At 65.5% G+C, this 26,072-nt stretch carries 29 protein-coding genes and 2 pseudogenes; 6 read left to right on the top strand and 25 right to left on the bottom strand.

Annotated elements, in window-relative coordinates; genetic code table 11:
* Positions 1-136: 136 nt before the first annotated feature.
* The 9 genes from ACZY08_RS29430 to ACZY08_RS29390 all read right to left on the bottom strand — a co-directional run bounded on the left by ACZY08_RS29430 (position 137) and on the right by ACZY08_RS29390 (position 8,801).
* Entirely contained in the window at positions 137-577 is a 441-nt protein-coding gene (locus ACZY08_RS29430; protein WP_463748132.1) for a hypothetical protein, read from the bottom strand.
* A 398-nt stretch (positions 578-975) separates the two neighbouring features.
* Positions 976-1,329 (bottom strand): hypothetical protein, encoded by a 354-nt coding sequence (locus ACZY08_RS29425; RefSeq protein WP_463748131.1) that lies wholly within the window; start codon positions 1,327-1,329, stop codon positions 976-978.
* Positions 1,330-1,433: 104 nt separating this feature from the next.
* Entirely contained in the window at positions 1,434-1,703 is a 270-nt protein-coding gene (locus ACZY08_RS29420; RefSeq protein WP_064879471.1) for a hypothetical protein, read from the bottom strand.
* A 676-nt stretch (positions 1,704-2,379) separates the two neighbouring features.
* Positions 2,380-2,670, bottom strand: a complete 291-nt coding sequence (locus tag ACZY08_RS29415) for a hypothetical protein (RefSeq protein WP_463748130.1) — start codon at positions 2,668-2,670, stop codon at positions 2,380-2,382.
* Between the two features lie 88 nt (positions 2,671-2,758).
* Positions 2,759-3,382: a hypothetical protein gene (locus tag ACZY08_RS29410; protein WP_463748129.1), complete on the bottom strand. Its 624-nt coding sequence runs from the start codon at positions 3,380-3,382 to the stop codon at positions 2,759-2,761.
* Positions 3,383-3,935: 553 nt separating this feature from the next.
* Positions 3,936-7,007 carry an MMPL/RND family transporter gene (locus ACZY08_RS29405; protein WP_207545017.1) on the bottom strand — a complete coding sequence of 1,024 codons (3,072 nt, stop codon included), beginning with the start codon at positions 7,005-7,007 and terminating at the stop codon, positions 3,936-3,938.
* A gap of 146 nt (positions 7,008-7,153) precedes the next feature.
* On the bottom strand, positions 7,154-7,588 hold the full coding sequence (locus ACZY08_RS29400; protein WP_064884959.1) for a DUF6188 family protein: 435 nt from the start codon (positions 7,586-7,588) through the stop codon (positions 7,154-7,156).
* Between the two features lie 74 nt (positions 7,589-7,662).
* Entirely contained in the window at positions 7,663-8,334 is a 672-nt protein-coding gene (locus ACZY08_RS29395) for a TetR/AcrR family transcriptional regulator (RefSeq protein ID WP_064884957.1), read from the bottom strand.
* Positions 8,331-8,801 (bottom strand): PaaI family thioesterase, encoded by a 471-nt coding sequence (locus ACZY08_RS29390; RefSeq protein WP_064884955.1) that lies wholly within the window; start codon positions 8,799-8,801, stop codon positions 8,331-8,333. The genes ACZY08_RS29395 and ACZY08_RS29390 overlap by 4 nt, the downstream gene beginning before the upstream one ends.
* Positions 8,802-9,003: 202 nt before the next feature.
* Here ACZY08_RS29390 and ACZY08_RS29385 point away from each other — a divergent pair, with 202 nt between their 5' ends.
* Positions 9,004-9,693, top strand: a complete 690-nt coding sequence (locus ACZY08_RS29385) for a TetR/AcrR family transcriptional regulator (RefSeq protein ID WP_064884953.1) — start codon at positions 9,004-9,006, stop codon at positions 9,691-9,693.
* A gap of 224 nt (positions 9,694-9,917) precedes the next feature.
* On the opposite strand, the gene ACZY08_RS29380 is transcribed toward ACZY08_RS29385, so the two are convergent.
* The 5 genes from ACZY08_RS29380 to ACZY08_RS29360 all read right to left on the bottom strand — a co-directional run bounded on the left by ACZY08_RS29380 (position 9,918) and on the right by ACZY08_RS29360 (position 15,463).
* Complete coding sequence (locus ACZY08_RS29380) at positions 9,918-10,331, bottom strand: DUF6262 family protein (RefSeq protein ID WP_064884951.1); 414 nt, start codon at positions 10,329-10,331, stop codon at positions 9,918-9,920.
* Complete coding sequence (locus tag ACZY08_RS29375) at positions 10,328-12,568, bottom strand: tyrosine-type recombinase/integrase (RefSeq protein WP_079632868.1); 2,241 nt, start codon at positions 12,566-12,568, stop codon at positions 10,328-10,330. The genes ACZY08_RS29380 and ACZY08_RS29375 overlap by 4 nt, the downstream gene beginning before the upstream one ends.
* Positions 12,555-13,760: a tyrosine-type recombinase/integrase gene (locus ACZY08_RS29370; RefSeq protein WP_463748163.1), complete on the bottom strand. Its 1,206-nt coding sequence runs from the start codon at positions 13,758-13,760 to the stop codon at positions 12,555-12,557. Before ACZY08_RS29370 ends, ACZY08_RS29375 begins: the two co-directional genes overlap by 14 nt.
* A 22-nt stretch (positions 13,761-13,782) precedes the next feature.
* Positions 13,783-15,039: a helix-turn-helix domain-containing protein gene (locus ACZY08_RS29365; protein WP_079632869.1), complete on the bottom strand. Its 1,257-nt coding sequence runs from the start codon at positions 15,037-15,039 to the stop codon at positions 13,783-13,785.
* Between the two features lie 64 nt (positions 15,040-15,103).
* Positions 15,104-15,463 (bottom strand): hypothetical protein, encoded by a 360-nt coding sequence (locus tag ACZY08_RS29360; protein WP_463748128.1) that lies wholly within the window; start codon positions 15,461-15,463, stop codon positions 15,104-15,106.
* Between the two features lie 204 nt (positions 15,464-15,667).
* Here ACZY08_RS29360 and ACZY08_RS29355 point away from each other — a divergent pair, with 204 nt between their 5' ends.
* Positions 15,668-15,799, top strand: coding sequence for a hypothetical protein (locus ACZY08_RS29355; protein ID WP_317159438.1), 132 nt, complete (start codon positions 15,668-15,670; stop codon positions 15,797-15,799).
* 568 nt (positions 15,800-16,367) lie between these two features.
* On the opposite strand, the gene ACZY08_RS29350 is transcribed toward ACZY08_RS29355, so the two are convergent.
* From ACZY08_RS29350 to ACZY08_RS29315, 8 genes and pseudogenes are all read right to left on the bottom strand, one after another.
* Positions 16,368-17,042 (bottom strand): trypsin-like peptidase domain-containing protein, encoded by a 675-nt coding sequence (locus ACZY08_RS29350; protein WP_463748127.1) that lies wholly within the window; start codon positions 17,040-17,042, stop codon positions 16,368-16,370.
* On the bottom strand, positions 17,039-17,212 hold the full coding sequence (locus ACZY08_RS29345) for an amidohydrolase (RefSeq protein ID WP_110777580.1): 174 nt from the start codon (positions 17,210-17,212) through the stop codon (positions 17,039-17,041). The genes ACZY08_RS29350 and ACZY08_RS29345 overlap by 4 nt, the downstream gene beginning before the upstream one ends.
* Positions 17,209-17,850 carry a hypothetical protein gene (locus ACZY08_RS29340; protein WP_463748126.1) on the bottom strand — a complete coding sequence of 214 codons (642 nt, stop codon included), beginning with the start codon at positions 17,848-17,850 and terminating at the stop codon, positions 17,209-17,211. Before ACZY08_RS29340 ends, ACZY08_RS29345 begins: the two co-directional genes overlap by 4 nt.
* The gene (locus ACZY08_RS29335; RefSeq protein ID WP_463748125.1) at positions 17,847-18,128 is read right to left on the bottom strand and encodes a hypothetical protein; all 282 of its coding nucleotides are present in this window, start codon (positions 18,126-18,128) and stop codon (positions 17,847-17,849) included. Before ACZY08_RS29335 ends, ACZY08_RS29340 begins: the two co-directional genes overlap by 4 nt.
* A 4-nt stretch (positions 18,129-18,132) precedes the next feature.
* Positions 18,133-18,410 (bottom strand): annotated as a pseudogene (locus ACZY08_RS29330) (redoxin NrdH).
* Positions 18,411-18,948: 538 nt separating this feature from the next.
* Positions 18,949-19,989, bottom strand: coding sequence for a DUF932 domain-containing protein (locus ACZY08_RS29325; protein WP_463748124.1), 1,041 nt, complete (start codon positions 19,987-19,989; stop codon positions 18,949-18,951).
* A gap of 338 nt (positions 19,990-20,327) precedes the next feature.
* Positions 20,328-22,007, bottom strand: a complete 1,680-nt coding sequence (locus tag ACZY08_RS29320; RefSeq protein ID WP_463748123.1) for a ParB/RepB/Spo0J family partition protein — start codon at positions 22,005-22,007, stop codon at positions 20,328-20,330.
* Between the two features lie 358 nt (positions 22,008-22,365).
* Complete coding sequence (locus ACZY08_RS29315; protein ID WP_463748122.1) at positions 22,366-22,788, bottom strand: thermonuclease family protein; 423 nt, start codon at positions 22,786-22,788, stop codon at positions 22,366-22,368.
* On the opposite strand from ACZY08_RS29315, the gene ACZY08_RS29310 reads away from it, so the two are divergent.
* The 3 genes from ACZY08_RS29310 to ACZY08_RS29300 all read left to right on the top strand — a co-directional run bounded on the left by ACZY08_RS29310 (position 22,699) and on the right by ACZY08_RS29300 (position 24,299).
* The gene (locus tag ACZY08_RS29310) at positions 22,699-23,346 is read left to right on the top strand and encodes a hypothetical protein (protein WP_463748164.1); all 648 of its coding nucleotides are present in this window, start codon (positions 22,699-22,701) and stop codon (positions 23,344-23,346) included. The two genes, ACZY08_RS29315 and ACZY08_RS29310, sit on opposite strands and share 90 nt — an antisense overlap.
* Positions 23,347-23,407: 61 nt before the next feature.
* A complete protein-coding gene (locus tag ACZY08_RS29305; RefSeq protein WP_463748121.1) occupies positions 23,408-23,689 on the top strand; it encodes a hypothetical protein in 282 nt (93 codons plus the stop codon).
* Between the two features lie 88 nt (positions 23,690-23,777).
* Complete coding sequence (locus tag ACZY08_RS29300; RefSeq protein WP_463748120.1) at positions 23,778-24,299, top strand: hypothetical protein; 522 nt, start codon at positions 23,778-23,780, stop codon at positions 24,297-24,299.
* Positions 24,300-24,371: 72 nt separating this feature from the next.
* Here the strand turns inward: ACZY08_RS29300 and ACZY08_RS29295 are convergent, their stop codons facing one another.
* The gene (locus tag ACZY08_RS29295) at positions 24,372-24,650 is read right to left on the bottom strand and encodes a type II toxin-antitoxin system RelE family toxin (RefSeq protein ID WP_463748119.1); all 279 of its coding nucleotides are present in this window, start codon (positions 24,648-24,650) and stop codon (positions 24,372-24,374) included.
* On the bottom strand, positions 24,647-24,916 hold the full coding sequence (locus tag ACZY08_RS29290) for a type II toxin-antitoxin system Phd/YefM family antitoxin (protein ID WP_463748118.1): 270 nt from the start codon (positions 24,914-24,916) through the stop codon (positions 24,647-24,649). Before ACZY08_RS29290 ends, ACZY08_RS29295 begins: the two co-directional genes overlap by 4 nt.
* Before the next feature lie 390 nt (positions 24,917-25,306).
* On the opposite strand from ACZY08_RS29290, the gene ACZY08_RS29285 reads away from it, so the two are divergent.
* Positions 25,307-25,675, top strand: a complete 369-nt coding sequence (locus ACZY08_RS29285; protein ID WP_463748117.1) for a hypothetical protein — start codon at positions 25,307-25,309, stop codon at positions 25,673-25,675.
* 154 nt (positions 25,676-25,829) lie between these two features.
* On the opposite strand, the pseudogene ACZY08_RS29280 reads toward ACZY08_RS29285, so the two are convergent.
* Positions 25,830-25,994: pseudogene (locus ACZY08_RS29280) on the bottom strand (IS256 family transposase); the annotation flags it as partial.
* Positions 25,995-26,072: the final 78 nt, after the last annotated feature.

The raw sequence follows: 26,072 nt of genomic DNA, 5'->3' as shown, positions 1-26,072 counted from the left end.
TCGAGTTGCGGGTTCAGGTGGGTCTCGGTGCGGGTGACGGTGCGAGTGATGTAGCGGAGCATGGGTTTTCCTCCCGATGGCGTTGTGTTGGAGTGGGCCGGGCCACCGTGTGTGCGGCGGCCCGGCCCCTTGTGGGTTATGCGGCGTGGAGCAGCTCGGTGAGGGCCTCGTCGATGTCGTGGTGTGCGGTGGGCTGGGCGATGTCGGCGGTGAGGGTCCAGGTGTCGGTTCCGGGCTGGGCGGTGAGGGTGTAGGTGTGGCCTTCGACGGTGGCGCGGAAGCTCCAGGTGTCCACGGCGTGGAAGGTGTATTCGCCGGCCCGGACGTGGACGATCCGGGTTACCGGGGCGGTGTCGAGGTCGGGGGCGGTGGCCTCGATGGCGACCATTTGGCCGTAGTCGTCGGCGGCGAGTAGGACGAGGTGGTGTCCGGTTTCGCGGGTGTAGTTGTGGACGGTGGTGAGCAGGATTGGTCCGTAGTCGTGGAAGAGGATGTGGGTGATTCCGTACTGCTGGTGGCCGATTCGTTCGGCGGCCTCTTCGAGAAGTGCGAATGCGAGGTCGAATTCGTGGTCCATGGTGTTGTCCGTTCTGTGTGGTGATTGGCTGCGCCGGTCAGCGCTGGGGGTGCGGTCAATCGGGTGAGGGTGGGCTGTCAACCCCGAAGAGTCCGCGGGTGGTGCCGGCGGATTTGTGGCCCGCGAGCGGCAGCGAGCACGGTTGGGCCGCAAATGTCCTCCGCCGCCGGCGCCGGCCACGGGCGTGGGTTGACAGGTCGGGCCCCCGGCCGATTAGGCTGCGCGCCCTGCTGACGGCAAGTAGGTGAGTGGGCACCCAACCCGAAAGCCCGCCGTAGGTGGGCTATCTGGCGGTCGCACCTCGTGCGCCGCCACCACCCCAACCGCCGGATCAAAAAGAAAGCCCGACCGGGCAGCTCGGGGTGAGGGTCCGGTCGGGCTCGTGGGAGTTCTGGTGGTTACGGGGTCAGGTGGCGATGGTGGGTACCGGGCACGCTGGCGCCGGGGTACTTGGCGGTGACGGCGTCTTTCTGCTCGTTGCTCAGGAAGAGGTACCAGTCACCGCTGATCGGGTCGTAGTAGCGGTGATCGTGACGGTCGACGATGGCCCATCCGCGGCCGATGTTGTCGGATCCGTTGGAGACGATCCGAAAGCCCTGGGATGCGACTGCGTCTGCGAGTTTCTGTTCGGTCATCTCGCCGGTGACGGTCACTGGTGCGTAGATGAATCGGTTGGGGTCGTGGTCGTCCCAGTGGGTGACGACCTGGTGGCGATCGCCGTCTTTGCAAATGGTGGTGGTGTAGTAGCCCATGATGGCCTCCTTGATGGTTGTTTGACTGTGCTGGTGTGGATTTGGTGGTGCGCCCGGGGCCGCGGATTACTCGGCGCGGCCCCGGGGCCCCGGGCACCGTGGGTTCAGGGGTTGGCGATGATGGCTTCGGCGGCGGCGAGGTAGTGCTCGGCGTGGCGGAGCTCGTCGGGATTGGCGTCGCCGGCCAAGAGCACGGTGACGGCGTTGTCTCGTGCGGAGAGTGCGTACTGGTTGCGCCGGTGGGGATCGTCGATCGCGGCGTTGGCGGCGTGGATGTCGGAGCGAGCCTCTTCAAGGGTGGCGGCGGCGTTGGTGGCGATACTGATGGGGTCGTGGTCGGTGGTGGCCCAGGGGTCGGTGATCTGTGCGGGCATGGTCAGTCCTTCCGTTTGGTGTGGTGACTGGTTGCGCTGGTCAGCGCTGGGGGTGCGGTCAATCGGCTGGGTGGCGATGTCAACCCCGAAGAGCTCGGGGTGGTGGGAGCCGGGGTTTCGGCCCGCGAGCGGCAGCGAGCTTGATAGGGCCGAAACGGTCACTTGGCCGGCGGACACCAGTCCGGGCGTGGGTTGACCTCGACGGGCCCCGCCCGATTACGCTTGGCACCCCTGCTGACGGCTAAAAAGGTGAGTAGCTACCGTCTTTCGGGCCACCGCAGGTGGCCATCTGCCGGCCGCACCTAGTGCGCCGGCACCACCCCAACCGAGCGACGAAAAGAAAGCCCGACCAAGCTCCCACATTGGGTAGAACCTGGCCGGGCGGCCAGGCTCGGGGCGCGCAGCGCCTTGGGGATTCTCACGACCGTTGGGCCGAAAGGGTCACTCGGCCTGCGCAGCCCGGCCCGGGTGTGGGTTGACCCACGGTCGGCCCCGACGATTACACTGCGGCACCTGCTGACAGGCATAAAGGTGAGTGGGATGCCAAATGCCAACTTGTAAGCCCGCCGTCAGGTGGGCTATTCGTCGGTCGCATCTGGTGCGCCGACGCCACAGAGCCGCTGGGTCAGAGAGATATCTCGGCCACGGCCGCTAAGGATTTTGTGTGGTGAGTCGTTCAGGCGACGAAGGGGTTTCGCGGGTGCGCCAACTGGTCGAGTATGTGCGTAGCGCCGACGTGATCGGGTAGGCCGGCCTCGTTGACTCCGGTTTGGATGATCGCGACGAGATGGCCTGCCTGGCGCAGTTCGTAGCGCGGCAGGCCGGCAGCGGTCCCGGCCGCGGCGGCACGGATTCGGCATCGTGCGGCGCCGGCGAGGTCGCCGCGAGCTCGAACGGGATTCTCGCTGGATCCGATGATGACGTGTTCGCTGTTGTCGCGTTGCGTGGTGATTGTCCAGGTGACCATGTGGGTATGGTCGCGGCTGTTTGCTGAAAGGTCGAGGGGCCGCAGCTCTCCCTGTGGATAACTGGGCCCCTCGGCTCGTAGCTGTGGATTACTCGGTCGATTGGTGTTGTGCGGCGTCCCAGTCGCGGTAGGCGCGGCCGCGTTCGCGTCGTGTGGTCGGCGGTTTCACCGCGAACTGGTAGTCGTCTCGGGTGGGGTCGGCGCGATGCTTGCCGCCGTCGAGGCAGACTGTGACCGCGGTCTGGTGGGCGAGTTTGAGGATGTCCATGGTGGAGTGGTAAGCCGCCCTGTCGAGGATCTGCAGAGTGACGGTGCCCAGGTAGACGTCAGTCCAGCGAAGTGTTCGGCGGTTATCGGGTGTGAGGGTTGAGCGTTCCATCACTCCGTAGGAGGGGCGGCGGGTCCAGTCGATGGCGATGGTGGGCCGGTCGTAGGGGTCTTCGTCGCTGGGCTGGGGTGCTCCGAGGTCGACGGGGAGGTGGACCAGGGTGGCTTTGGCGGCGGCGAGTGCTTCGCGGACACCTTGCGCGGCTTCGGCGTTGCGGAAGGTCATCAGCATGCCACCCCAGTTCAGGCTCACGCGGACTTCCTCGGTGCGGGCGTGGAAGACGGTCAGGTCGGCATGCTGGGTGCTGCGCAGCCGGATGAAGGTGTTGGAGATGATTGCGCTCGGCAGTGCGCGTTCGGCGGGGGTGATGATGGTTTTGGACATGGTTTTTCTCCGTTCGTGTCGGGAGTGGTTGCGCCCGTTGGCGTGTGGATCAGGGGGACCGGCAGGGTGGCGCGGTCAATCCCCGAAGAGCGCGCGATGGTGGGAGCCGGGGTTTCGGCCCGCGAGCGGCAGCGAGCTTTGATAGGGCCGAAACGGTCACTCGGCCGGCGGACACCAGTGCGCGTGTGGGTTGACCGTGACGGGTCCCGGCCGGTCAGACTGAGCCACGCTGACAGGCAAATAAAGGTGAGCGGGCACCCAACCCCGATGGCCACCGCAGGTGGCCACAGCGGCCGCACCTAGTGCGCCGCCACCACCCACTTATCTGGGGTCACATTCTGATGTTCACTGTTGTTACCGCTGAGGCGAGCTGGCTGGCTTGGACTGATCGGTAACAGGCTGGGCCGCCGGTGTTTCCGGTTAGGGGTTGGTTGGTGCGGTCTGGCTGGCGCGATGGTTCGGGAGCCCATCGCTTCGTCGCCGCCCATCATGGCGGGGGTGCCGTCGGTGACGAGTGCGGTGACTTGTTCGGCGTGGGCGCGGGTGTTGGTTCTTAATGACGGGTGGCTAGTTGTGGTGGTGTGGAGTGGGTGGTGGCTGTCGGGCTGCGGGTGGCTCGTTGGGGCCACCAGCTGGCTTCGCGTAGGAGTGTGGCGATGGCGGGGACGGTGAGGGTGCGCACGAGGAAGGTGTCGAGTAGGAGTCCGCAGCCGATGATGAGGCCGGCTTGGATCATGATGGCGATCGAGCCGACCATGAGGCCGAACATGCTGGCGGCGAAGATGAGTCCGGCTGAGGTGATGACGGAGCCGGTGTTGGCGACGGTGCGCAGTACGCCGACGCGGATGTTGTGTCCTGATTCTTCGCGTAGTCGTGAGACGAGCAGCATGTTGTAGTCGGCGCCGACTGCGACCAGGATGATGAACGCGAGTAGTGGTACTGGCCAGGCGATTTCGTGTCCGAGTCCCCATTGGAAGATGAGGACGCCGATGCCCAGTGAGGCCAGGTAGTTGAGCACGACGGTGCCGAGCAGGTAGAGCGGGGCGAGCAGGGCGCGCAGTAGTAGTACGAGGATGAGTCCGACGATGAGCAGTGTGGCGAGGGCGAGTTGGGCGAAGTCGGCTCGCAGCAGTCGTTGGATGTCGGAGTTGACGGCGGGGAACCCGGCAACGGAGACGGTGGCTTGGTGCAGTGAGGTGTTGGGGCGTGCGGCGTTGGCGACGTCGGTGATTTCGTGTGCGAGGCGGGTTGCTTCGGCGCTGTAGGGGTCGTGGCTGGTTTCGATGGCAAAGCGTGCTGTTTTTCCGTCTGGGGAGAGGAATTGTTTTGCCATATCGGTGAATTGGCGGTTTTGGAAGGTGTTGGCGGGCAGGTAGAAGCCGCTGGAGGAGTCCGAGTTGGTGGTGGCGCGGGCGGCGTTTTGGAGTTGGGTGGCGATCTGGCTCATCCCCGACAGCATTTCGATGTTGGAGTCGGCCAGTGCGTGGACGCCGGTGGCCAGGGCTTGGGCGCCGGAGGCGAGTTGGCTGATGCCGTCTTGGAGGCGTCGGATGTTGCCGGCCAGGTCGGCGGGGTCTCCGAGGGTTGCGAAGGCTTTGTCGAGGGTGGTGACCGCGGTTTGGACGGTGGCCAGGGTGCCGGCGACGGTGGCGTTGGTGTCGGGGTTGTAGCGATCGCCGAGTTCGGCGATCTGGGTGAACAATCCGCTGTCGCGCAAGCTCACCAGTGTCTGGACTTGGTCGCGGATCTGGGCGCATTGGGGTGTGGTGGCACACCACGGTGAGGTGTTGAGGGCGCCGGTGAGGGGGTCGAGGACGGCGATGGCGTGTTGGGCTTGTTCGGCCAGGGGTCGCAGTCCGGGACCGGATTGGATGGCGCGGTCGACGCCGGGGGCGGTGGCCGAAAGTTGTTGCAGCAGGGGCCGGAACTGCTGAATCTGGGTGCCGGCGGTCTGGGCTTGGGTGAGTGTCGCGGTCAGTGGGGTCAGGGCGGTGCGTACGGTGGTGTCGAGTTGGGCCAGGCCGCCGGCGAGTTGGTCGGCGCCGCTGGTGAGCTTGGTGAGGTCGTCTTTTCTGGCGTTGCCGTCGGCGACGGCGCCGGCCATCTTGTCGCCGATCTGGCCGTTCTGCCAGGAGAGTTGGGCTTGTTCGAGGCGGGCTCCGGTGGGGCGTGTGACGCCGGACACTGTGGTGACTCCGGGGATCTGGGAGACGCGGGAGGCCATTTCGTCGAGGTCGGCCAGCCCTTTTGCGGTGCGCATGTCGGTGGGGTTTTCCACGACGAGGAATTCGGTGATGACGATGTCTTTGGGGAAGTGGCGGTCGAGGAGTTGGTAGCCCTGGTTGCTGGCGGTGGTGGCGGGCTGGCCTTTGCGGTCGTCGTAGCTGATCTTCATCGTTGTGGTGGCCGCGGCCAGGGTCAGCAGGATGACCAGGCTGGCGATCAGCAGGGGCACGGGTCGGCGGACCACCGCGACCGCGACGCGGTTCCAGTAGCGGCGGGTGCGGTCGGGTTTGGGGTCGCCGATGCCGCGTCTGGCGGCCAGCGCCAGCACCGGTGGCAGCAGCGTCACGGTGGCCAGGAATCCGAACAAGACGGCAACCGCGCAGGCTGGCCCGAGGGCGGCGAACACGCTCAGTTGAGCGAACACCATGGCCAGGAATGCGCAGGCGACGGTGGCCGCCGAGGCCAGGATGACCCGGCCGATGCTGGCGGTGGCGTGCACGATGGCCTGATCGGGCGGCACCTGTGCGCGGCGCTGCTCGTGGTAACGGCTGATCAGAAACACCGTGTAGTCGGTGCCGGCTCCCAGCAGGATCGCGGTCATGAACGCCACGGTGAATTGCGAGACCGGCATTCCCAGCTGGCCCAGGGCCGAGAGCACACCGCGCCCGACGACCAGGCTCACCGCGATCACCAGCAGCGGCAGCAGCGCGGTGAACACCGAGCGGTACACGATGAGCAGGATCGCCGCGATCAGGCCGGCGGTGGCGATCGAAATCAGCACCAGGTCGTGTTCGGCGGCCGCGATCTGGTCGCTGAACGTGGCGGGCGGGCCGGTCACGTACGCGGTGATCGTCGAGCCGGCGAACACCTCGGCGGCGATGTCGCGCACCGCTTGCACGGATTCAGCGGCGGCGGGATCGCCCAGGGTGCCGGCCACCCCGACCGGCAGAAACCAGGCCTTGCGGTCCGCGCTGACCGCCTGCGTCGCGGTGATCGGGTCGGCCAGCAGATCCTGAACCAGCAAGACGTGTGCGGTGTCGCCGCGTAGCCGCGCCACCAGGTCGTCGTAGCGCTCCCGCGTCGACGGCGTCAGCCCGGCGGGGTCTTCCATCGCGACGAACACCATTGTCTTGGAACCTTGTTCGCCGAACGCCGCGCTCATCCGGTCCACTGTCTGAAACGACGGCACATCATGTGGGAGCAGCTCCGCCGATTGCTGCCGCACCACGGTTTCCAATTGGGGAAACAGCAGTGCCAGCACCACCGCGACGCCGAGCCAGGCTCCGATCACCAGCGCCTTGTGCCTCACCGTGAACCTCGCCAGCGCCGCCAACCGCGCGCTGTACTCGCTGGAATCCGCCGGTTCGGCCGAACGGCGGTATCGCCGCCGAACATTCATCGCGGTGCCCGAACCATCCGGATCGCTGTCGGTCACTACCCCTCCACCCGAGAAAAGGAACTATCGGTATCGCTACGCTACTAGCAGTACCACAGTGGTTGGCGCGGCGCGTCCGAGGGTGCCGCGCGGGCGCGTCTTGGGGGCCGCTAGCGACCCGCACCGACGCCGGCGTCGGTGTCGTCGTCGTCGGGGATGTCGTGGCGGACCACCCGGACCCGGCCACGCGGCAGGCAGGCCATGTATCCGTGCCGTTTGCCGTAGAGCTCCCAGGCTGTGGCGTGCGCGTCGGCCTCGACATCGATGCGGTGTCCGCGGGAAAAGCCCAGGTGCAACGCGCCGTCATCGCCGTATCGGGCGTGCGTGCACACCGCGCCGGCCAGGTCGAGCAGCGGGCGTTCGTGCACCGCGACCCGGTCGGGGTCGATGAGCACTTCCTCGGCCGGAAAGTCCCCGATGGGCGGCAGTGTCAGCCGCAGGGGGCGCGAAATCACCAGCTCGCTGTAGCCATCGAGGTCCAACACCAACCCGTCGCGCAGCGACACGCGTTGCACGACGCAGTCTTCGATCCATTGGGTGAACATGGCGCCTCCTTCGACACGTCTTTGGGTCGCATCTGAAGGGTACGGTAAGTATCGCTGCGATACTATTAGTATCGTTAACTGTCGGGGGTGAGGGTGGCCAGGCGATCCACGATGCGCCGGCTGGCCCGATCGATGCGGTCACGGGTCTGGGCCGCCGAGGCCCGCCGGCCGATGAAGGCGGTCAGGTTCGCCAGCCAGATGTCGGCGAGGAGTTCGGCGACCGGCTGATCGAGCGGCCCGGGCGTGTCGCCGCCCAGGGTGTGGGCGAGCAGGCGTTGGATGACCGCGGCGGCCTCGTCGAGGGCGGCGGCGGTGGTGCTGTCGGCGGCGACGAATGCCCGTGTCATGGCGTCGGTGAGATGAATGTCGCGCTGCCAGTGTTCGTGCAGATAACCGGTCAGCCGATCCAGTCGCTGCTGAGGTGTCGTGCCGGTGGCGGCCCAGTCCTGGGCGGCCTGCAGCCGCCCGAATTCTCGGGCCAGCGCTGAGACCAGCAGGTGGGTCTTGGACGGGAAGTAGCGGTAGAGCGTGCCGACCGCGATACCGGCCCGATCGGCTACCGTGCGCATCCGCACGGCCTCATACCCGCCCGCGGCGGCCACCGTCAGTGCCGCATCCAGAATCGCCTCTCGGTGTCGCGTCGGCGTGCGCGGACGCGGCGGCGCGCTCGGGTGTGGCGCCACCGGCGGCGAATCCGACTGGGATTGTTGCCTTGTGGGGTGGGCTTCGGTGTCGGTCGCGGTCACGGTGCCGGGTCGTGCGGGTCGGCGTGGGCCCGCTTGCTGCGGGTGAACTGTTCCAGGAGGCCATCGAACGCCGCCAGATCACCGTGGGCGGCGAAGTGGTCGGTGCTCACCACGACGAACACCGCGCTCGCGGTGAACCGGGTGACGCCGTCGGTGTCGGTGCCTGTCGCGCGGATATGCAGGGCGCGGCCGTTGCGCTCGGTGATGTGCGCGGTGATCCGGTGCGGTTGGTGCAGTGGCACCGGCAGCAAATACTCGACGGTCAGACGGCGCGTCACCGCCGGTGTGCCGGCGATCCACAGCGTGAAGCCCAGTACGTCATCGCAGGCGGCCGCCACCGCGCCGCCGTGCGCCAATCCCGGCGCCCCGATGTGGCGTTCGTCGAAGGTCGCATCGGCATACACCTGCTCGCCGCAGCGGTACACCACCAGCTGCAGGCCGTGAGGGTTGTCCGGGCCGCAGCCCATACAGTTCGGGGTGTGGGCGGGCAACGGTTCCGCGGGCGGCCCAACCTCACGGTCACCGTCGGGTACCGCATCCCGACACGGCACGTGCTCGGACACCCGATACCTCCAGTACGATCAGTTTCGCTACGCTACTGTTGGTACCATAAGTGTCGGGCGGGCGGAACCGTTGGCCATAAAGGGGGAAGCGGCGAGGAGAGTGAGTGTGAGCAGCAGCCAGCCGGATCGAGTCCACGACGAAGACGACGATATCGACCCCCGCCGCACCCGGTCCCGCAATCGCTTACTGGACGCCGCGGCCGCGCTGCTCAGTACCGGTGGTGTCGAGGCCGTCACCGTCGAGGCGGTCACCAAGGCCTCCAAGGTGGCCCGAACCACCCTCTACCGCCACTTCGGCAGTTCGTCGCACCTGCTGGCGGCCACCTTCGAACGGCTGCTACCCCAAGTCACCCCGCCGGCACCGGCCAGCGGGACGGTGCGCGAACGCCTCATCGAACTGCTCACCCGTCAGGCGGCGCTGTTCGCCGACGCCCCGCTACACGTCACCATGCTGGCCTGGCTGTCCCTCGGTCCCACCGCAACAGCCGACCACACCGGCGGTGAACACGCGGCCGGCACGCTGCGGGCACGAGTCGTCGACCAATATCGACAACCCTTCGACGCCATTCTGCAAAGCGCCGAAGCCCGCGTCGAACTCGACGACTTCGACCTGACCCTGGCGTTGTGCCAACTGATCGGGCCGCTCGCCTTCGCCCGCATGACCGGACTGCACACCATGACCCCCCACGACACCACACGCATCGTCGACGACTTCCTCGCCACGCATCAACGCAAAACCACCCCCACCGCACCCACACCGCCCGGCGACAATGCCGTGGCGGTCACCGCCGACTAAAGCCGGTCCGCCGCCGACGGTTCAGCGACTGGCCGATCGGCAGACACCGACACGCCCTGGATAGATCTCCCCACCACAGCCCGACGGGCCAAATCCCGTCGATGACCTGGCAATCGGGCCGACGGGCACCTCACGAGCTGGCCCAGGAGGCCAGGAAGGTCTCACTCATGGCCCGGCACCGGCCGTCACCGTGACCGCTCGCGAACGCCTCCGTAGCACTGGGCTCAGGGGGTCTGTTCCTGCAGGGTGTCGAGTTGGCCGTAGAGCAGCTCGATGGTTGATTGTTGTTCTGCGACGGTGGCTTTGAGTGCGGCGATCTCTTTGTCCTTGGCGGCGAGTGTGTGGCGCAGCGCGGCGTGGATGCTGGTTTCGCGGCCAGTCGATGCCGGTTCTCGGTCGGTATGCCGGCCGCGGTATTGCTCGATGACGGTCACCAGGTCGTCGTGTTTGTAGATGGTTTTGCGGGACACCTTGGCGCGGCGGGACACGGTGGAGAAGTTGATGTCGGCGTTGGTCTTGCGCAGGTAGGCGATCGCCTTCTCGATGTCGCGGCGCTTCTCATCGCTGCGGGCCCGGCGGTATTGGTCCAGCGCATCGAGTGCCTTCTGGGTGGGCGGTGGCGGCTTGGGGCGGCTCATCGCGGCGTGTCCGGATCGGCCTTGCGCAGCACGGATTCGTGACTTCCCCGGGTCGCGGTGCGCAGGGTGGGTGCCCGGTTGGCGGTACCGGCACCCGCGACGCTGTTCGCGCCGTCATCGGTCACGTCGTCGCGGTGGAGCCGGTCGAGGATGGCATCCAGCGAGGCGATTTCGCGGCGACGCTCGTGGATCCACACGTTGTCGTCGGTGAGCTCGCGCCCGGTGCGTGCACGGTACTGCTCGCGGCGGACGTCGATCAACGTCAAGGTCTTGACGCGTTGGTCGACCAGTTCGTCGAGGTGGGTGGCGTCGGTGGCGAAATGCCCACACGACAAGCAGGCGTTGCCCTTGTCGCAGGTGGCCACCGGCGGCAGCAGGCACACGCCGTTGGGCAGCACCCGGTCGGTACGCGCCGAGAGCTGGGTCATGTCATAGACATCAGACGGGCTGATGGCGATGTCGGCGCCATGAGCGCCGATCTTTTTGTGCCGCAGGAACTCCGCTTCGGCCGTCGCTTGCAGGGTGGCGGCATAGCGCAGGGTCATCGCCGGCGAGGCGTGCCCGAGGTAGCGCTGCACCACATGGATGGGCACCCCGTCGTTGAGCAGCTCGGTGGCCCGGGTGTGGCGCAACCGGTGGGTCTGGGAGAACCGCAGCGGGTGGCCGGCGGTGTCGGTGAGGCCGTGGATCGTGTCGAGCCGATTGAGGATCCGGCTGTAGGAGTCATAGCTGCGTGGTCGCTGGCCCTGGTGCTGGTAGCGCACCCCGAGGAACAGGTACTTCGGCTCCAGCTGTGGGTAGCGCGCCCGGATCCAGTCTTGCTGCTCGCTGATCACGTTGACCACGGCCTGCTCGACCAGGATGGTGGGCACCACACCGTCGACTTTGGTCTGCTGGTAGCGCAGTTTGGCCACGAACCCATCGGGATCGTCGGCGGCTCCCACGGGGCGGTCATGACCCGGGATCGGCTGCAGCGGGTCGAAATCGAGCATCAGAATCTCTGAGGCCCGCCGCCCGGTCAACGCTTGCAGCAACCAGATACGGGCCGCTTGCGGATCGCCGAGACCGGACACGACCGAGATCGTGGAATCGAGATGGGTGATGACCACCGGTTTGCCCACATCGGCGGCCAGCACGTCGAGATAGCACAACATCCGCTGCAGCTCGGCGGTCGAAAACCAGGTCAGCTCCCGGCCGCCGCTGCGGCGTCGGCTGCGAAACGCCGCACCCCACAACCGGGTATGGGTGTCGGTCAACCGGCTCCAGCGAGGATCCCCGGTCGCGGCCGCGGCTTCCTCGGCATGATCGACCATGAACGTGTAGAACATCTGAACCTTGGACTGGACGACCGAGATCGCCGCCGCCGACAGCGGACGCTCCGGTTTGGCCCGCGCGGCAGGTGATTTCAGGTACTCGGTGAACTCGGTGAACAACAGCCGCAGCGCCGCCCGGTCGGTGCTGATCACCGGATCATCGATCCCGCGTTCAGCCAGGAACGGGCCCAAGTGGCGGGTGAAGCCGCGGGCGCGCGCGATCACCGACGACCAGCGCAGCAGTTCAGCCGTCAAGCAGGTGCGCAGCCAGAACCGCACCCCTTCCCGCAGCCAGGCCGGTTCGATCCCGCCGAGTCGGGCAACCTGGTCGTGGCAGGGTTCGTGCTCACGCTGCGGGATTCTGGGATCAGCGTCAAGATCCCAGATGTCATGAGCCCACCATGGCCGGTCGGTGCAGCGCACCGACACATACAGGTGCAGGTGCTCGATGAAACTGGCCACGTTGCGCCGAAACCCGGCCGAGGGCAGCCGACCGGTGCGGCGCTCGAACTCGCGCACACCGTGCCGCACGATGGCCTCGGCGTTCAGATCAGCGATACTGACCGGGTGACGCCGGTGCCGCTGGTGGTAGTCGGCGGCGGCGATACTCAGTGCACCGCTGGTCCATTTCAGCAGCGACGGCTCGATCTTGCGACGTTGTTCGTGCCCGCACAGCCACACCCACCACGCGATCTCCTCGCAAAACCGTTGCGGCACACCGTGTGGGGTGAAGTCGTGACCGTCCGGGGTGGGCCGGTAGCGCGGGTTGCGCTGAAAGACCGTGTCGGCGGGGGCGGTATCCAGGTAATAGACCAGCCTGCGCCACTGCGCGGGTACCTGCTGCCACTGCTGTGCCCACCTACCCCCGGCGGCACCGCAGGTCGGTGCGGTGTGCGCCGGTGCAGGACTGTCATTGCCCGTCACGGTTCACCTTCCACCCGGCGACATAGTTCTTCCATTCGGCCAGCGTGCGCATCTGCGCGTCGGCGGTCACCCAGCCGTAGGTCGACAACGTGGTCTGCACGTCGGCGTGCCCGAGACGGCGCATCACCACATGCGCATCCACCCCGGCCAGCAGCAGCGCGGTGGCGTGGGTGTGGCGCAGCCAGTGCGGCGTCCACTGCTCGGGCAACGCATCGGCGCGGCGGGCGGTGATCAGATCGACCTTGTCGTAGACGGTTTCCGGTCGCAGCGGGGCGTAGCGCACGCCGCGCACCAGGTTGACGAACACGAAACACGACGCCAGGTCGCCGACCGTGACATCCGCGCCGGCGGCCACCAACTGCCACACATACTCGCTGTAGAGGGCGACCAGATCGTCGCCGATGTAGATCCGGCGCGGACCCGATTTCGCGCGCACCCCGTGCGGATGATCATCACGGCCCGCCACCAGTATCGACGGGGTGCCGCCACCGGCGATATGAAAATCGCTGTGGCGCAGCGATAGTGCTTCACCGATGCGCATGCCGGTTTCGGCCAGCACGGCGAAGAACAAGCGGTCACGCAGCCCCGCCCCGCCGCCCGACCACTCACCGGAGACTGTCTGGACACTGCAGGCATCCAAGATGGCGTTGACCTGCATGGGCAGCAGCACCGGTGTTTCGGCGCGTTGCAGGCTGCGGATCCGGTGGATCGGCCCGTCCTGTTCGCGTTTCGGGCCGACCCCGGCCAGAAACGGTGCATAGCGGCCCCGCCGGGATGTCCGTGCGTGGCTGGCGTACAACCGCCGGTAGGGGCGTACCAGGTCATGGGCATCGGCGAAATACCGGTACATCGACAACACCGCCGCACTGCGCGGCAACAGCGACGACTCGACCAATCTCTGCTCAGGTTCACCGATACGGGCCACCCCGGGCAGATCCCCGGTGCGCAGATAGGCCAGGAACTGACCGAACAGACTGGTGGGGAAGTCATCCCACGCCGTACCGGTACCTTCCAGCACCGTCCACCACGCCGCCAGCCCATAGGCATAGGCGCGCAGCGTGTTCGGTGAGCCCCCTTGGTCGCGCAGAAACGTCAGGTACTCGCGCGTCGGCGCCACGGGCAACTTGTCGGCGCCGACCACCGTGTAGGTGGGTGGTCGGTCCTCAAAGCGCACCCGCTGCACCTGTGCCACCGTCAGCCGCACCCCACCACATTCACGACGGCCTGCCCTTCCGGAAATCGTCCAACCGGATCACCTGGGAGCCGCCGTCGGCCGGTGGGGCCGCGGTGCGGCCATGGCCGACACTGGCCGCGACCGGGTTATGCTCGGTCGCCGGTGCCGGTCGCTGCGTGGCCAAAAACCAGTCCAGCACATCAGCGGGATAGATCATCGCTTCCCGGGCGCTCAGCATCCGCACCGACGCGCCGCCGTAGCAGCGCTCCACCCACTTACGCAGCAGTCGCGGCCGCTCCGGGACGCGGTCGGCCCACCCAGGTTCCGTCATACCCCACGTGTGCCCTGTGTCCGGGTTGATCCGCGAATGCAGCTGAGTGGTCAACATTTTCGCCCGGTCCGGCGCGATCAGCCCCGAATCCCGCAGATGCATGATCAACGACCCCAACGACAGGCCCCACTTGGCTTTGAGCGGACGCAGATTCAATAGCGACATCACCCGCGGCAACTCACCTGCGATGACCCCTGCCGGGGCCAGCAACTCGGTCGCGAACCGGTTAGCCTCCAACTCGTCGGCGGCACTGACCGAGCAATAGGCGTGGCTGTGCAACACCAAATGACCGAGCTCGTGGGCGACCGTGAACCGGGTCCGCTCCCACGAGTCGCTATCCCTCAACACCAACAGCGGCCGGTCCCGCAACCGGCCCACCCAACTCGAATACCCTAAATGCCGCTCATCACGCGAGCGCCCACCGGTAGCGGCGAATTCGCTTTCCCATTCACCGGCGACCCGGCGCCGGACAATCACCGGGGCGCCCAGACGCTCGGCCTCATACATCAAATCGTCAAGCGGCTCATCGGGTTCCAGCCCCATCGCCTCACGCAGACGCGCCGCGGCTACCGTGATCGAACTGTGTGCCAGCTCATCAGGACTGACCGTCGGAACCTTCACCGGTGGCAGCTTCGATCGGCCGTCGAGCTCACCGAGGAAATCGCCTGCCAACGACGCAAACGTCGCCAAAAACTCCTGCTCACCCACCGTCATCGACTTCGGCGCCCGAAACAGCAGCTCGTTCGCGGTGATCCGCGTCTGCGGAGCCGAGCTGAAAAACGCTGCAGGAAACCGGAACAACCCCGCCAACACCGCAACATCGCCGTCGTCGAGCCGCACCGTCAGCGACTTCTCAATCTGGGACTGCCGCGACGTACTCCAGCCTGTGGCTTCCACCACCGACCGTGCCGTCATCCGCCTCAACAACCGGGCCTGCCGGACCCGAGCACCAAAAACCTCAATCATCGTGCGCTCAATTCAACGTCACCGGGTTGGGAAACCCACATGCACCCAACACTGTGCACGACGGCTACGACGATTTCGGCGGACCGCCCTCCTCGTCCTGCTCGCTCGCAGCGTCCTCGTCGACGTCGACGAAGTCGTCGTCGCGGCGCCGAGTCCCCAACGACCCATCCCGACCGACCTCGCCGAGACCAACATTGAACGAGCGGTCCTCCATGATCGGCGGCGGCAACGGCGTCCGGCCGTACAAAACCTCCACATTGTCGAGCAGCAGACCCGCCGCCAGCACCGCACCACCGAAAAACCCGCGACCGTCCGGCCACCACAACAGATACTCCCGATACGCCTGAGGCTCGGCGATACCCTCCTGCCCGCCGATCGGGTGACCCAGCACCTCCTCGATGCTGTACTGCTCCCCACCCGGCACAAACGGCACAGTGTCGATCAGCTGACCAGTCCGCCGGTTTCGCGGATGCTTTCGTACATAAATCCGTGAGCCCTTCTCGTCGACAAGAAGAACCCCCATCCCGTTGCCCGCCTTGACTTTTAGAGTCGAGTTGGGAGTCTGCCGCCGCAACCGCGACATCAGAAACGTTTCCAAAACCGAGCACGACACCGTGATCGGTCGGACATGGCTGCCCTGATCGATAAAGCGATCCGGGACTTCCGGATGTCGCGCGGCCAGATCGCCGTGCGCCTCGCCCAAAACCTGGGCGTGCTGGCGAACGAGTTCCTCCACGAGCCGCTGCGGATCGTCGTGTAGTTCCATGGGGTAAACATTTACCCCGGCATCCCACAATCCACGTCGCGCCACGCCGCTGACTTTCGCCGAAAATCTGGCCGCCCATGACCTAACAGGTTACATGTGAGTGCAGGTAAAAACGCAGTTCAACACACCTCTATGACGCTATTTGAGAATTTAACCCCTGATAAGAGCAGACACCGGCGCGTACTTCGGTGCTGCCCGCTCGCTGGCGGTCTCGGCTCCGCAGGGATTGATCACGGTTTCCTATGTTCGTGCGACCCTGGGCTCATGGGATCAAAGGGATTACTAGACACGAAGGTTCAGTCGGGGGCGCCGGCTCTTTTCGAGGTGCTACAGGGAATCAACGTCGATGAGTTGAGTAACGCTGAGCGCATCGCGTATGCGCAGGCGCAGGCGCTATCTGTGCTGGCCGCGACAGTGAATGGCGGGTCGATGTTGCCGTAGCAGGTCTCACGAATCGCGTCGTCGCATCGTCGGTTTGCGGAGCGTCATCGATGTGCACGCGATGCTGACTACCGGGCTTCCATGCGAAAACGGGTCGTGACGCAGCAAGTGAGAGCAGCGTTCACGCGGTGTTGATTGGTGGTGTTCCGAGGTCGGTGAGGGCGTCGCCGAGTGCGGCGAATCGGCCGAAGTTTCCGCCGGCGATGGTGGTGCGTCCGCCGAGCCAGATGCCGATGATGTGGACAGTTCCGTCGCCGGCGTCGGTGGTCCATACGGGGCCACCGGAGTCGCCTCCGATGGTGGGGGTCATTCCGACGGTGAGGTATTGGTGGTCGCCGAAGCTGCGGGTGACTTCTCCGCATACGGTGCCGGTGGTGATGCCGGCCCGGCATACTTTCTGTCCGGGCCTGGGCTCGGGGTGGCTGTTGGCGGTGACGGGTTGGTCGTCGACGAACGGCACGGGCAGGGTGCGTAGCCCGAAGTCGATGAGTCCGTAGTCGGCTCCGCCGATGCCGGGTGGGTCGACCAGGGTGTGAATGAATGTTCCTGTGGCGCCGCTATATTGGTCGCGGATGGTTTCGCCGGGGCGGGTGGCGCAGTGCCCGGCTGTGATGGCGTAGGTGTGTTTGTCGGCGCCGATGTAGACCCAGCCGAGGGTGCATGCGTTGCTGGCGGTTTCGAGGCGGTCGCCGGGCTCGACCAGCTGCAGCGCGGCTGCGGCGGGAGCTGCCGGAACGGTGGCCAGGGCCGCGGCCGCGGTGGCGATCGCCGCGATGAGGCCGGGGAGGAGTTTCATGCGGTCCTCCGGCGGCGGCGTAGGTGACGTTCGGCGTGCCGTTGGGCGCGGACACTGAACGTTTCGATCCAGGTGCCGGCGGTCGAGGCGGCCGCGCGGTGGCGGTGGTTGACGGCGACGGCGGCCGCGGTGTTGCGCAGGATCGCAGCGTCGGGCAGCGGGGCGGTCATGGGGTGTCCCATCCGGGTTTGGCGGCGGCTTCGGCGCGGCGCCGCAGGTCGACAAGGTCGTTGCGGGTGTCGATGAACAGCTGGGTGAGCAGCTCGCGTTCGACGTCGCATTCGGCGAGCTCTTGCATCCGGATCGCATGGTCGCGGAAGGCGTTTCGGTAGGCCGCATCCAGAACGTCGCGAGCGTATTGGCCGGCGTTTTCCCGTGGCGCGATGGCGTCCTGGTAGGCGTCGAACAGGTAGATGGCCAGGCCTTTGAGTTGATGCGCGGTCGGCGGCCGATCGGGGCACAGTGCGAATGTGCTGGGCTGGGTTCGTGCCAGGTCGAGCACGGCGACCGGGTCGGGATCGTGGCCGGCATCGATGAGTGCGTGGATGAGCTGGTATGCCCAGCGGGCGCGGGGCCGCCAGATCGCGGTGTCGGGGACCAACTCGAGGATGGCGCGGGCGCGGGTTACGGGCAGCCAGAGCAGTGCGCCGATCAGCTGGTGTTGGGGTTCGGTCTGGTGGACGAAGGCTTCGGCCCGCCAGTCGTCGGTGGGGCGTTCCTCGAGGTTGGTGTCGCTGGGGCACAGCCAGGAGTCATCGCCAGACACTGCGGTCCTCGGTTCGAGGGTCTGCACGGCGCTCGGGCTCATCGCGGGATCTCCTTGTCGATGATGGTGTGCACCACGGCGTAGGCGGCACGGCCGATCCGGATGCCGTCGTCGAGGAACTGCGCGACGTCACGGCCGTCACGGCCTTCGACGAAGTCAGGGTCTTCGACGGGGCCGCGCAGCTGGGCCAGCTGTTGGCAGGCGAGCTGAAACGAAGAGATGCCGGCAGCGATCTCGGTGAGCAGTTTGGCGCGGGTGCGGCCGACCAGTTCGGCGTGCTCGTCGTAGTCGGCCAGGGTGGTCAGTGGGTGAATTGTCATGTCGTTACGGTCCTTTCGCGGGATTGGCCATGTGGAGGCGGGCCGTCAGGCCACTGCCATGGCGAGGGCCTTGATGCGGTCGGGTCGAAATCCGGCCCAGTGCTGGTCGCCGGCGACGACCACGGGGGCCTGGAGGTAACCCAGCGCCATGACGTAGTCGCGGGCTTCGCTGTCGAGGGTGATGTCAACCGTCTCGTAGGCGATGCCCTGCTTGTCGAGGGCTTTGTAGGTCGCGTTGCATTGGACGCACGCGGGCTTGGTGTAGACGGTAATTTGAGACATTTCGGGCCTCCGTTAAATTGGTCGGACGGGGTTTATATTCACTTATTCTACTGGTCAATATAGGGTTATGCCACACCTATGCAAAACAACTTTATTGCTTTTTTCTATCGTTTATCAGCCTCCATTCTGACTTACATGACGTTCGGTCGCCCACTGTCGCCCCGGGTGTCTGCTGCCGTTCTTTTTCCGTTTCTGACAGGCTCTTTATCGCTGGTTGCGGCGTGTAGTGCAAGGTTTCGGGCGGAAAGTTTTCAGTGAGCGCAGCGAGCGTCTTAGGAAAAGTTTTCGCGCCGGAGGCCGCAGCGGATGCGGAGCCGATGGCCTTGCATAGAGTCGCCGAAACCAGCGCATAATCCGGACTGCAGAAAAGGGAAGCTGTTGTTTGTGGAGGTGCGCCGCCGAATTAGTGTTGTTTCGCACGAATCGGTGTGAACTCGTGGTGTAAAGGTCGGTAGCGCCGAAGGCGTTTCCGCCCGGTAGTCAGTCGAGAGTGGCGGGCCCGCCGGCTGCCTGCTCGGCGGGCCCGGCTCTCTTCTGGTCAGAGGGTTTGCAGCATCGCGAAGGCGTTGGACTTGAGCGTTTGGGCGCTGCTACCGATTGTCACCGCACGCAGGGCCCGGACCGCTTCGGGATTGCCGCGGCCGCGAACTTTGGCGTGGTGGTCGACGTACTCGGTAACCGCGTTGTAGGCGCCCCAGCGGGTTCCGGCGACCGGTGCGACAGTGGGGGAGGACACCCACAGTTTGACGATGCCATTGGCCTGGTCACGGCGAGCGTTCTTGGCTGCCAGGCTGGTTGCGCCGTCGACGTCGACCAGGCGGTTGGCGAAGGCGCGGACCTCGTCGGTGTCCATCGGTGCCGCGTACAGTGTGGCGGCCTCGGCCTGGAACACGTCGAGGTAGCGCCAAGCCAGCCTCAGCGCCTCGCGGGCTTGCTGAATCGCGATGCGGGCGCTGCCGGTGTGGCGAATCGCGAAACTGGCCTTGGCTTCTCGAATCGCTGCGGTCTGGGTGTTGGCGCACACCACGCGGATTGGGGTGACGATGCCTCGGAACGCCGCGCTGCCGTCATGTGAATTCAGCGCCGCGATATACAGGTCGGTGCGGTCCTTGGAGCCGTCATTGCCGTCGAACACCATGGTTTCGGGCAGTTTCAGGGTCACGAACGTCTGACGGCCACCATTGAGGGAACCAGCGGTTTCGAACACTGCGCCGCTCTCGTCAATGAGCGCGGTCAGGAAGTCGCACGAGGCCTCGTTCTGCAGGGGCTGGTACTTGCTGCCGACGACACCAAGCACGTCGATCTGCCCGGGGATGATGGGGTTATCGCGCACAGTGGCGTAGTGATCGGGCACAACGAGCGGGTCCGGGGTGATGACACTGCCATCTGCGGTCTCGATGGGATCCTGGGCAACCTGCAGCGGCACCTTACGCACGTTCCATCGCGCAAGGTGCGCGGCCTCCAAAACCTCCTGAGAGGTCATGAGGTGGCCGACCTGCTGGCCGAGCTGGTGCCACGCGTCAGTCTGCGAGTCGGCGAAGCTGACGCGGCCACGGGTGGAATCGAGTTGGTGAGCCATGGTGAGAACCGTTCGAGAGGGGGCGACTCGGGCCGCCCGTTCTGTTTGCCTGTCCGGCAAGGAGATCGAGAACCGGCATCAGGTCCGGGTAAGCAGCAAGGGCCCGGCGGTGCCGGTTTCACCGGCGAGCGCAGCGAGCCGCGAAACCGGTGCCGAGCCGAAGGCCGAAGCGGTGCCCTTGTGCGGCCGGACCGCCGGTTACGATCGAAGGCCGGAAGGCAAACCCACATCGTGGGCCTACGCCGAAAGGCGTAGACGAATCCCGCAGCGCCGCAGGCGCTTCCATTGAGCCCGGGCGGGCTGCAGAGGCTCGCGGCCTCCACAACCCGCTCGGTCACCTAGTCGGCGTCCTCGCCGGATTCGCCGTCCTGATCCTCGGCTTCGGCCTCATCGGCCTGCAGGCTGTCGTCGTACACCTCGTCTGCGGTCCGATCGCCGACGATGACCTGTTCGACCGGGGTCAGCTCGTAGGAATTGGCAACCAGGAAACGCAGGTAGTCGACCGGCTTGACGACGTCGTACCCGCCGTAGCGCCACGAGTCCTTGGGTGTGCGTGCTTCCAGCGCACCCAGTACCAGCCCGAGAGTGACGACCTGTGCGCGACCATCAGCGGTCGGTGCAAGCTCGCTGACCAGCTTCCTGACAGCTGCGGTCGAGTCCACCCCGAGCATCTTGGCCGCCTGCGTCGCGCCGTGGAACTCCTTGATCAGACCGGGGTCACGGACCAGGCAGTCTGCGACGAAGATCGCCGCACCCTTCGGCGGCGTCTTGCGGACGAGCAGCTTGGTGACGAACTCCTGGCGCACGTGCGCGGCGGCCTCGGCCATCCGGTTGAGGGCGATGACTTTGCGGCGTTCACGCCGCAACTCGGCTGCCCGCTGGGCCTCGGAGGCAGCCGCTTCCTCGCGGGCCTGCTGCGCGTCGGCGTCGGTCACATCAGCCTCGTCCTGGACAGTGGTGTCCTGCACCCCACGTCCCGAGACCTGGTGACCGAGCTGCAGGCCAGCGGCTTGGTAGTCCAGGCAGTACCAGTCGGGCGAGTAGACCGTCGCCTGAACCACGCTGTTGAAGTGCCGCAGGCCCTCTTCCGGGGTGGCCTCGTCGTCGTCCCGGGTGGTCCAGTCGATCGAGTCCTCGTCCACGATCTCGCCAGTTTCGGCGTCGGCGTAGCCGTCCTCTTCGTAGAGCATGACTGCCCAGTGAGCGGGATCGGTGACGGCAGCGGTGGTGGCCCGTTCTCCATCTGCGGTGAGCAGGTATTCGATTGCCAAGCAGGTCGTGTCGTCCCACCTGGGTGCGTCGTCGTGCTCGATCACGCGGTAGCCGCGTTCGGTGTAGTCCTGCACGGCGGCGGCATATGCTCGGTCGCGCTCGCGGGCCTGGCGCAGCTCTTCGACGCGCAAGGCGAACCGGGTGGTCCCGGCAACGGCGATGAGCTTTTCGATTGCGTCGTCGTCGCCGTCGAACTCGCTGAGTGCGGCGGCTTCTTCCAGGCTCAGCTGGCCGGTGTCGAGTGCGTTCATGGCGGCGTTCGACTTGGCCGCTGCGGCAGCCGCTTTGACTGTGTCGCGTTTCACCGAGAGCTTTTTGGCCACCTTGGTTTGCGAGACTCCGGCGTTGAGCATCTGCTGGATGCCGCGTGCGCGCTGCGCCTCGGTGATTGCGTGGAATCTATCGTTGGTGACGAGCTGGTGCACGATGCGCTCGATGGTTTCTTCGCTGGCGTCGGCCGCGCTCGACGGCAGCACGTACACCGGCACGCTGGCCAGGCCGAGTTCGCGGGCCGCAAGGGTGCGCATCTGGCCGTTGCGGACCCGGATCACGTCGGGGTTGTCGGCGCTGCGGACGGCGGTGATCGGCGTTAGGACGCCGTTCTCGGCGATGCTGGCCAGGAACGACTTGTCGAGGATCGCCTCGTCACGGACGTTCTCACCGATTTCCAGCGTTGCGGGATCGAGGTGTTCGAGCGTCCCGAACTGCGCGGTCTCCACAACGTCCTGCTGGGTGGTGTCGGTCATCTCAGTACCTTTCAGGTGGGAGCGACCCGGAGGCCGCCCGTTCTTTTTGCCTTTTGGCACTGGAGATTTGGGCGGGTGTGGGGGAGCCGGAGTGCAAGACCCGGGCGCAAAGTCTTTCCCAGCGAAGCCATCGGGAGCGTCAGCGACCGCGGCGAGCGTCAGGAAAGAGTTTGCGAGCCCGCAGGGCCCGGAGCGTCGCGTAGCAGCGGAGGCCGGCGTCTTAGCGCGTAGGCGAGCCACCCGCCACAATCGGAAAGTGCAAAAGGCACAAAAACGTCACGTCACCTGCACGACGCAACCACCACCCGGGCCTGGCCTTGTATTACGACCACCGCATAACCGACGGCCGGCGCTTTGCCTACTCGGGAACAGAGTCAGTCGCGCCAAAGCAGGGCGGCCCCCACAAACCGACACGCAAGTCCTTTGCCTCGTTCTCCGCCGCGGACAGAGCAGCGAACCGCTGGACCGGGCGCTTGCCGTAGGTGACCACCTGGGACATGCCGGCCCGGACCGACTCGACCGAGAAATCGCGCCCATCCGGAAGGTCCAGGTAGGAAAGCGTGCGACCATATCGGTCCGTGCTGCCCTGGGTCGGGTCGGTGACCATCGAAACACGCTGTCCCACTGGGAGAAATGCACTTGCCCATGAGGCGGCTTCTGGGCCGTAGCAGCCGACCGTCCAACCTCGCTTATGGGTCTCGGGAGCGTTGATGCCGAGGATCCGGACCCGGAGCCGCCCACGGTCATCGTGGCGGATGTCGACGGTATCGCCGTCGACCACCCGAACCACCGCGGCGTTACTCCCACCGGTGGGGTCGGCTTTGCCGACAAGGGGCGCGCAGGAGGGCACCGGGAGGCAGCAACCCAGAGCGAACAGGAGGACCGCAGCGCGGCGAATCAGGACCATGTGATCATTGTTTGCGCTGTACCAGGGGTTATTCCACATCGAAACCTCGCCATTCTGGGGGTGTCGACGCACCGCGCGAAAGCTGGGATACTCGAAACTGTGTTCGATAGCGTGTTTGATGACTGGTCGGGTGAGATTTGCGGGTACCGGACCCTGCAGCTGGTGGACCGGCCAGTTCGCATCGACACGGCCAAGGCCTTCCCCGCTCTGGTCGCGGCGCCGCGGCGCGACGAACTTCCGATGTGGGTGAAGGCCGGCGGGTACTCGATCACCGGGCCGTGGATGCCTGGCCACCAAATCGCATGGATCCGGCGCGCCAACGACGGAGCCTGGATTGCCGTTTGCCTACTTCCGATCAAGAGCGGCAATGGGCACTCGCGCACGACGATGCAACTCTGGCTCGAAGCCGACACCATCGCGCCGCTCGAATGAAGACCCAGCGCCGGACAGAGGGTGAGTGGCGACATCTCACGATGCCTCATATGGTCCGCTCATGTCTATTCAGGTTCGACGCACAGGTCCAAGTTCCAACAGCTCCACCCACTCCGACGCGGTGGCACGTTTTCGCAACGATCTCTCGAAACTCGAACGACGTCTCAGCAGAGAGGATTACGACCGATTGAAGGAAGCCGTCGATCAGGCCGAGCGCGCGGGGCGGCGAAGCGTTGAGATGACGAGTCACAGCTACGCCACCGCAGGGCTGTCTCAGTTGCGTGATGAGGTGGCGAAGGTGATTGACCGGCGCGCAGAGAGCGCGCGGCCGGACCCCGTATGAGTTCTGCGGATCGGTCCAGTCGCGAATTAGTGGCTTCCCAAACGTGTCATGGGACCGATCGGGCGGCACTGGTTTCTACGGTCGATCCATGGTTGAAACTTACGGAATCGAGCTCACTCATCGAGCCTCGGTCACAATCCTTGCTGACATCGAATATGCTCCGGCGATCACCTGGCCCGGATTTGTGTGGCTGCTGGTCTTTCCGCTTAGCGTCATCCTCGCCAGCCTGGTGATCTTCACCTTCACCATTGCGGTTGTTGCCACTTTCGGCGATGTTGTTGACCACCGGAAGAGGAAGAGTCCCTTGGAAATCGTTGGGGTGATCGCCATAGGGATAGTCCTAGCGTGGTTGTTCAATTGCGCGCTGCGGGAGATTCTGGGGCACACCGAATCCGGATGGGGCGCACTAGGGTTGGCATTGCTCGTTACTCTGATCGCCAGTTTTCTGGTGATCGGATACGCATGGCTGGCCAACTCGAACTACTATTTCACGGTCCTCGGGATTGTGGTTGTAGCTGCGATCAGTTGGACTGGGTTCCAGCATGATCGGGATATCAGGCCTGCGATGGACGAGCCGCACCGAGCGGAAATCGTGCGCACAAGTCGGTAACAGTTCCGTGATTCCATTGTCACGCAACACTATTCGTCACGGTGACGATTTGTTGCGGTGTGCCTGGATAGGTTAGGTGGGGCGGTAGATGTGCGCCCGATGCTCAACACGACCAATGAGGAGCGCGTGGTCGTCGTCGAGGATCCGGAACGTGACGCGATAGTCGCCTCGCCGTGCCACCCGCCACCCGGCCAGCTCGTGACGCAGCGGCTTGGACATCCGGTATGGATCCGTGGGCAGCGTTGCGGTGACGAACTCGGCGATCGCGGCCGCGACTTTGTGCGGCAGTCGATCGAGCGCCCGGACAGCACTGGGCGCCAGCCGTACCGACCATGGCTGGTCGCCACTCACGACAGGCCGTAGCGTTTGCGCAGATCCTCACCGGTGACGGTGTTGCCGGCGGCGTAGTCGGCGTCGGCCTGATTGAGCTCGTCGACAATTCCCGGGGTCCGTAACGCGTGCAGGGTCTCGTTGAGCGAGTCGAGGTCGTCTGCGGACATCAAGACCGCGGCGGCCCGACCGTGCCGAGTAATACGGATGATCTCGTGCGTGGTGTCTGCCTCGTCGACCAGCGCGGAGAGCTTGTCCTTGGCTTCACTGAGCGGTACGGTTTTCATGGCTCGATACTAGCCTAATGTCTAGCCCATAACTAGCCCAATAATTAGCCGATAATAAGTAATTATGTCAGGTTGAAGGCTGTATGCCGCTATCCAATAGCGGTTTTTCAAGTAGCGGACTACTCGTGTCCGCGGCATGGCCCGATGCGACAGTCAAACCATTCTCGTCATGCCAAAGAAGCGGAGCCTAGGATGCCTGGTCACATTAGAATCGGCGCATCTGTCCTCAAGCGATCCGCCGCCGCTGTCGCAGCCACCTCACTGTGCGGTGGGGCGTCGGCGATGCTCGTCGCTCCCACTGCGAGCACAGATCCGATTCCGCTAGTTCCGCTGAGCAATGGGCTCGTAATCGGGTGCATGCCATGGGACCACGGCACGCGCGTGCACTGCGTGGCGTTTCCTTGGGGCTGCCCTCGGGTGCACGGCGATTACGTCGTCGACGCCCTGCACACGATGATCAGGGGGCACCAAGACGAATACCCCTTCCACTGCGTTAACGATGGTCAGGCTGCCACCTGGAACATCAACACTGACCCGAAGTCGACGTTCACGTTCGGGGTCCAGGCCTGCCGCAAGAAGGACTTCGAAGGCGACTGGTGCACGCGGTATGCGGACGTCACTTACACGCCATCACAGCCGATCACGTGCCCGGCCGGCTCACCCACTCCAACCGTTCCGGACGGTGAAACCTGCGCCCCGAAACCTCCCACGACCCTGACGCCGATCGAGGGCCCGACGCTCGATCTGCCACCGCGTTGACGTACGCACCCACGACGCTTATGTACCGGTTCAGACGCCGGAAAGCGGTTCCGGCGCAGAATAATCCGGCTCTTGAGTGACGTTGTCGTGCACGACAATCCGGCCGTCGGCAGTGCGCCGGGGGCCCGGGCTCGCGCGCGGCCGGCATTTCTCAAATACAGGGCCCGAAGCCGCCGCTGAACAGGATGTGCAGGCCCAGCAGCGGCAGAACCTCGCTGATCTGTCGGGACCTGCGCGCTCATGTGGGCAGGATCGCCGAGGAGAACCGCTGCCGCTCACCGGTTTCCGGATCAACACGATGGTCGTTGATCCACGGCGCCCAACCACCCGTGTCGTCGATAACGAAACGCAACCGAGCTACTAGCTAGCGCGGTACCGCGCTCCGCACCAACGCCAG

It is taken from the genome of Mycobacterium sp. IDUB_9 (assembly GCF_055419505.1).
This window is presented reverse-complemented; position numbering and strand designations above follow the sequence as displayed.

Coding starts and splice junctions, on each gene's coding strand:
- ACZY08_RS29325 (WP_463748124.1), bottom strand. CDS start 19,989: ATGGCTCACCAACTCGATTCCACCCGTGGCCGCGTCAGCTTCGCCGAC.
- ACZY08_RS29410 (WP_463748129.1), bottom strand. CDS start 3,382: ATGTCCAAAACCATCATCACCCCCGCCGAACGCGCACTGCCGAGCGCA.
- ACZY08_RS29400 (WP_064884959.1), bottom strand. CDS start 7,588: ATGTTCACCCAATGGATCGAAGACTGCGTCGTGCAACGCGTGTCGCTG.
- ACZY08_RS29420 (WP_064879471.1), bottom strand. CDS start 1,703: ATGCCCGCACAGATCACCGACCCCTGGGCCACCACCGACCACGACCCC.
- ACZY08_RS29355 (WP_317159438.1), top strand. CDS start 15,668: ATGGCTGCCCTGATCGATAAAGCGATCCGGGACTTCCGGATGTCGCGC.
- ACZY08_RS29345 (WP_110777580.1), bottom strand. CDS start 17,212: ATGACCGCCCCGCTGCCCGACGCTGCGATCCTGCGCAACACCGCGGCC.
- ACZY08_RS29425 (WP_463748131.1), bottom strand. CDS start 1,329: ATGGGCTACTACACCACCACCATTTGCAAAGACGGCGATCGCCACCAG.
- ACZY08_RS29310 (WP_463748164.1), top strand. CDS start 22,699: ATGGGTCTCGGGAGCGTTGATGCCGAGGATCCGGACCCGGAGCCGCCC.
- ACZY08_RS29415 (WP_463748130.1), bottom strand. CDS start 2,670: ATGGTCACCTGGACAATCACCACGCAACGCGACAACAGCGAACACGTC.
- ACZY08_RS29390 (WP_064884955.1), bottom strand. CDS start 8,801: ATGGGCTGCGGCCCGGACAACCCTCACGGCCTGCAGCTGGTGGTGTAC.
- ACZY08_RS29365 (WP_079632869.1), bottom strand. CDS start 15,039: ATGATTGAGGTTTTTGGTGCTCGGGTCCGGCAGGCCCGGTTGTTGAGG.
- ACZY08_RS29335 (WP_463748125.1), bottom strand. CDS start 18,128: ATGACAATTCACCCACTGACCACCCTGGCCGACTACGACGAGCACGCC.
- ACZY08_RS29320 (WP_463748123.1), bottom strand. CDS start 22,007: ATGACCGACACCACCCAGCAGGACGTTGTGGAGACCGCGCAGTTCGGG.
- ACZY08_RS29305 (WP_463748121.1), top strand. CDS start 23,408: ATGTCTATTCAGGTTCGACGCACAGGTCCAAGTTCCAACAGCTCCACC.
- ACZY08_RS29340 (WP_463748126.1), bottom strand. CDS start 17,850: ATGAGCCCGAGCGCCGTGCAGACCCTCGAACCGAGGACCGCAGTGTCT.
- ACZY08_RS29380 (WP_064884951.1), bottom strand. CDS start 10,331: ATGAGCCGCCCCAAGCCGCCACCGCCCACCCAGAAGGCACTCGATGCG.
- ACZY08_RS29290 (WP_463748118.1), bottom strand. CDS start 24,916: ATGAAAACCGTACCGCTCAGTGAAGCCAAGGACAAGCTCTCCGCGCTG.
- ACZY08_RS29350 (WP_463748127.1), bottom strand. CDS start 17,042: ATGAAACTCCTCCCCGGCCTCATCGCGGCGATCGCCACCGCGGCCGCG.
- ACZY08_RS29405 (WP_207545017.1), bottom strand. CDS start 7,007: ATGAATGTTCGGCGGCGATACCGCCGTTCGGCCGAACCGGCGGATTCC.
- ACZY08_RS29300 (WP_463748120.1), top strand. CDS start 23,778: ATGGTTGAAACTTACGGAATCGAGCTCACTCATCGAGCCTCGGTCACA.
- ACZY08_RS29430 (WP_463748132.1), bottom strand. CDS start 577: ATGGACCACGAATTCGACCTCGCATTCGCACTTCTCGAAGAGGCCGCC.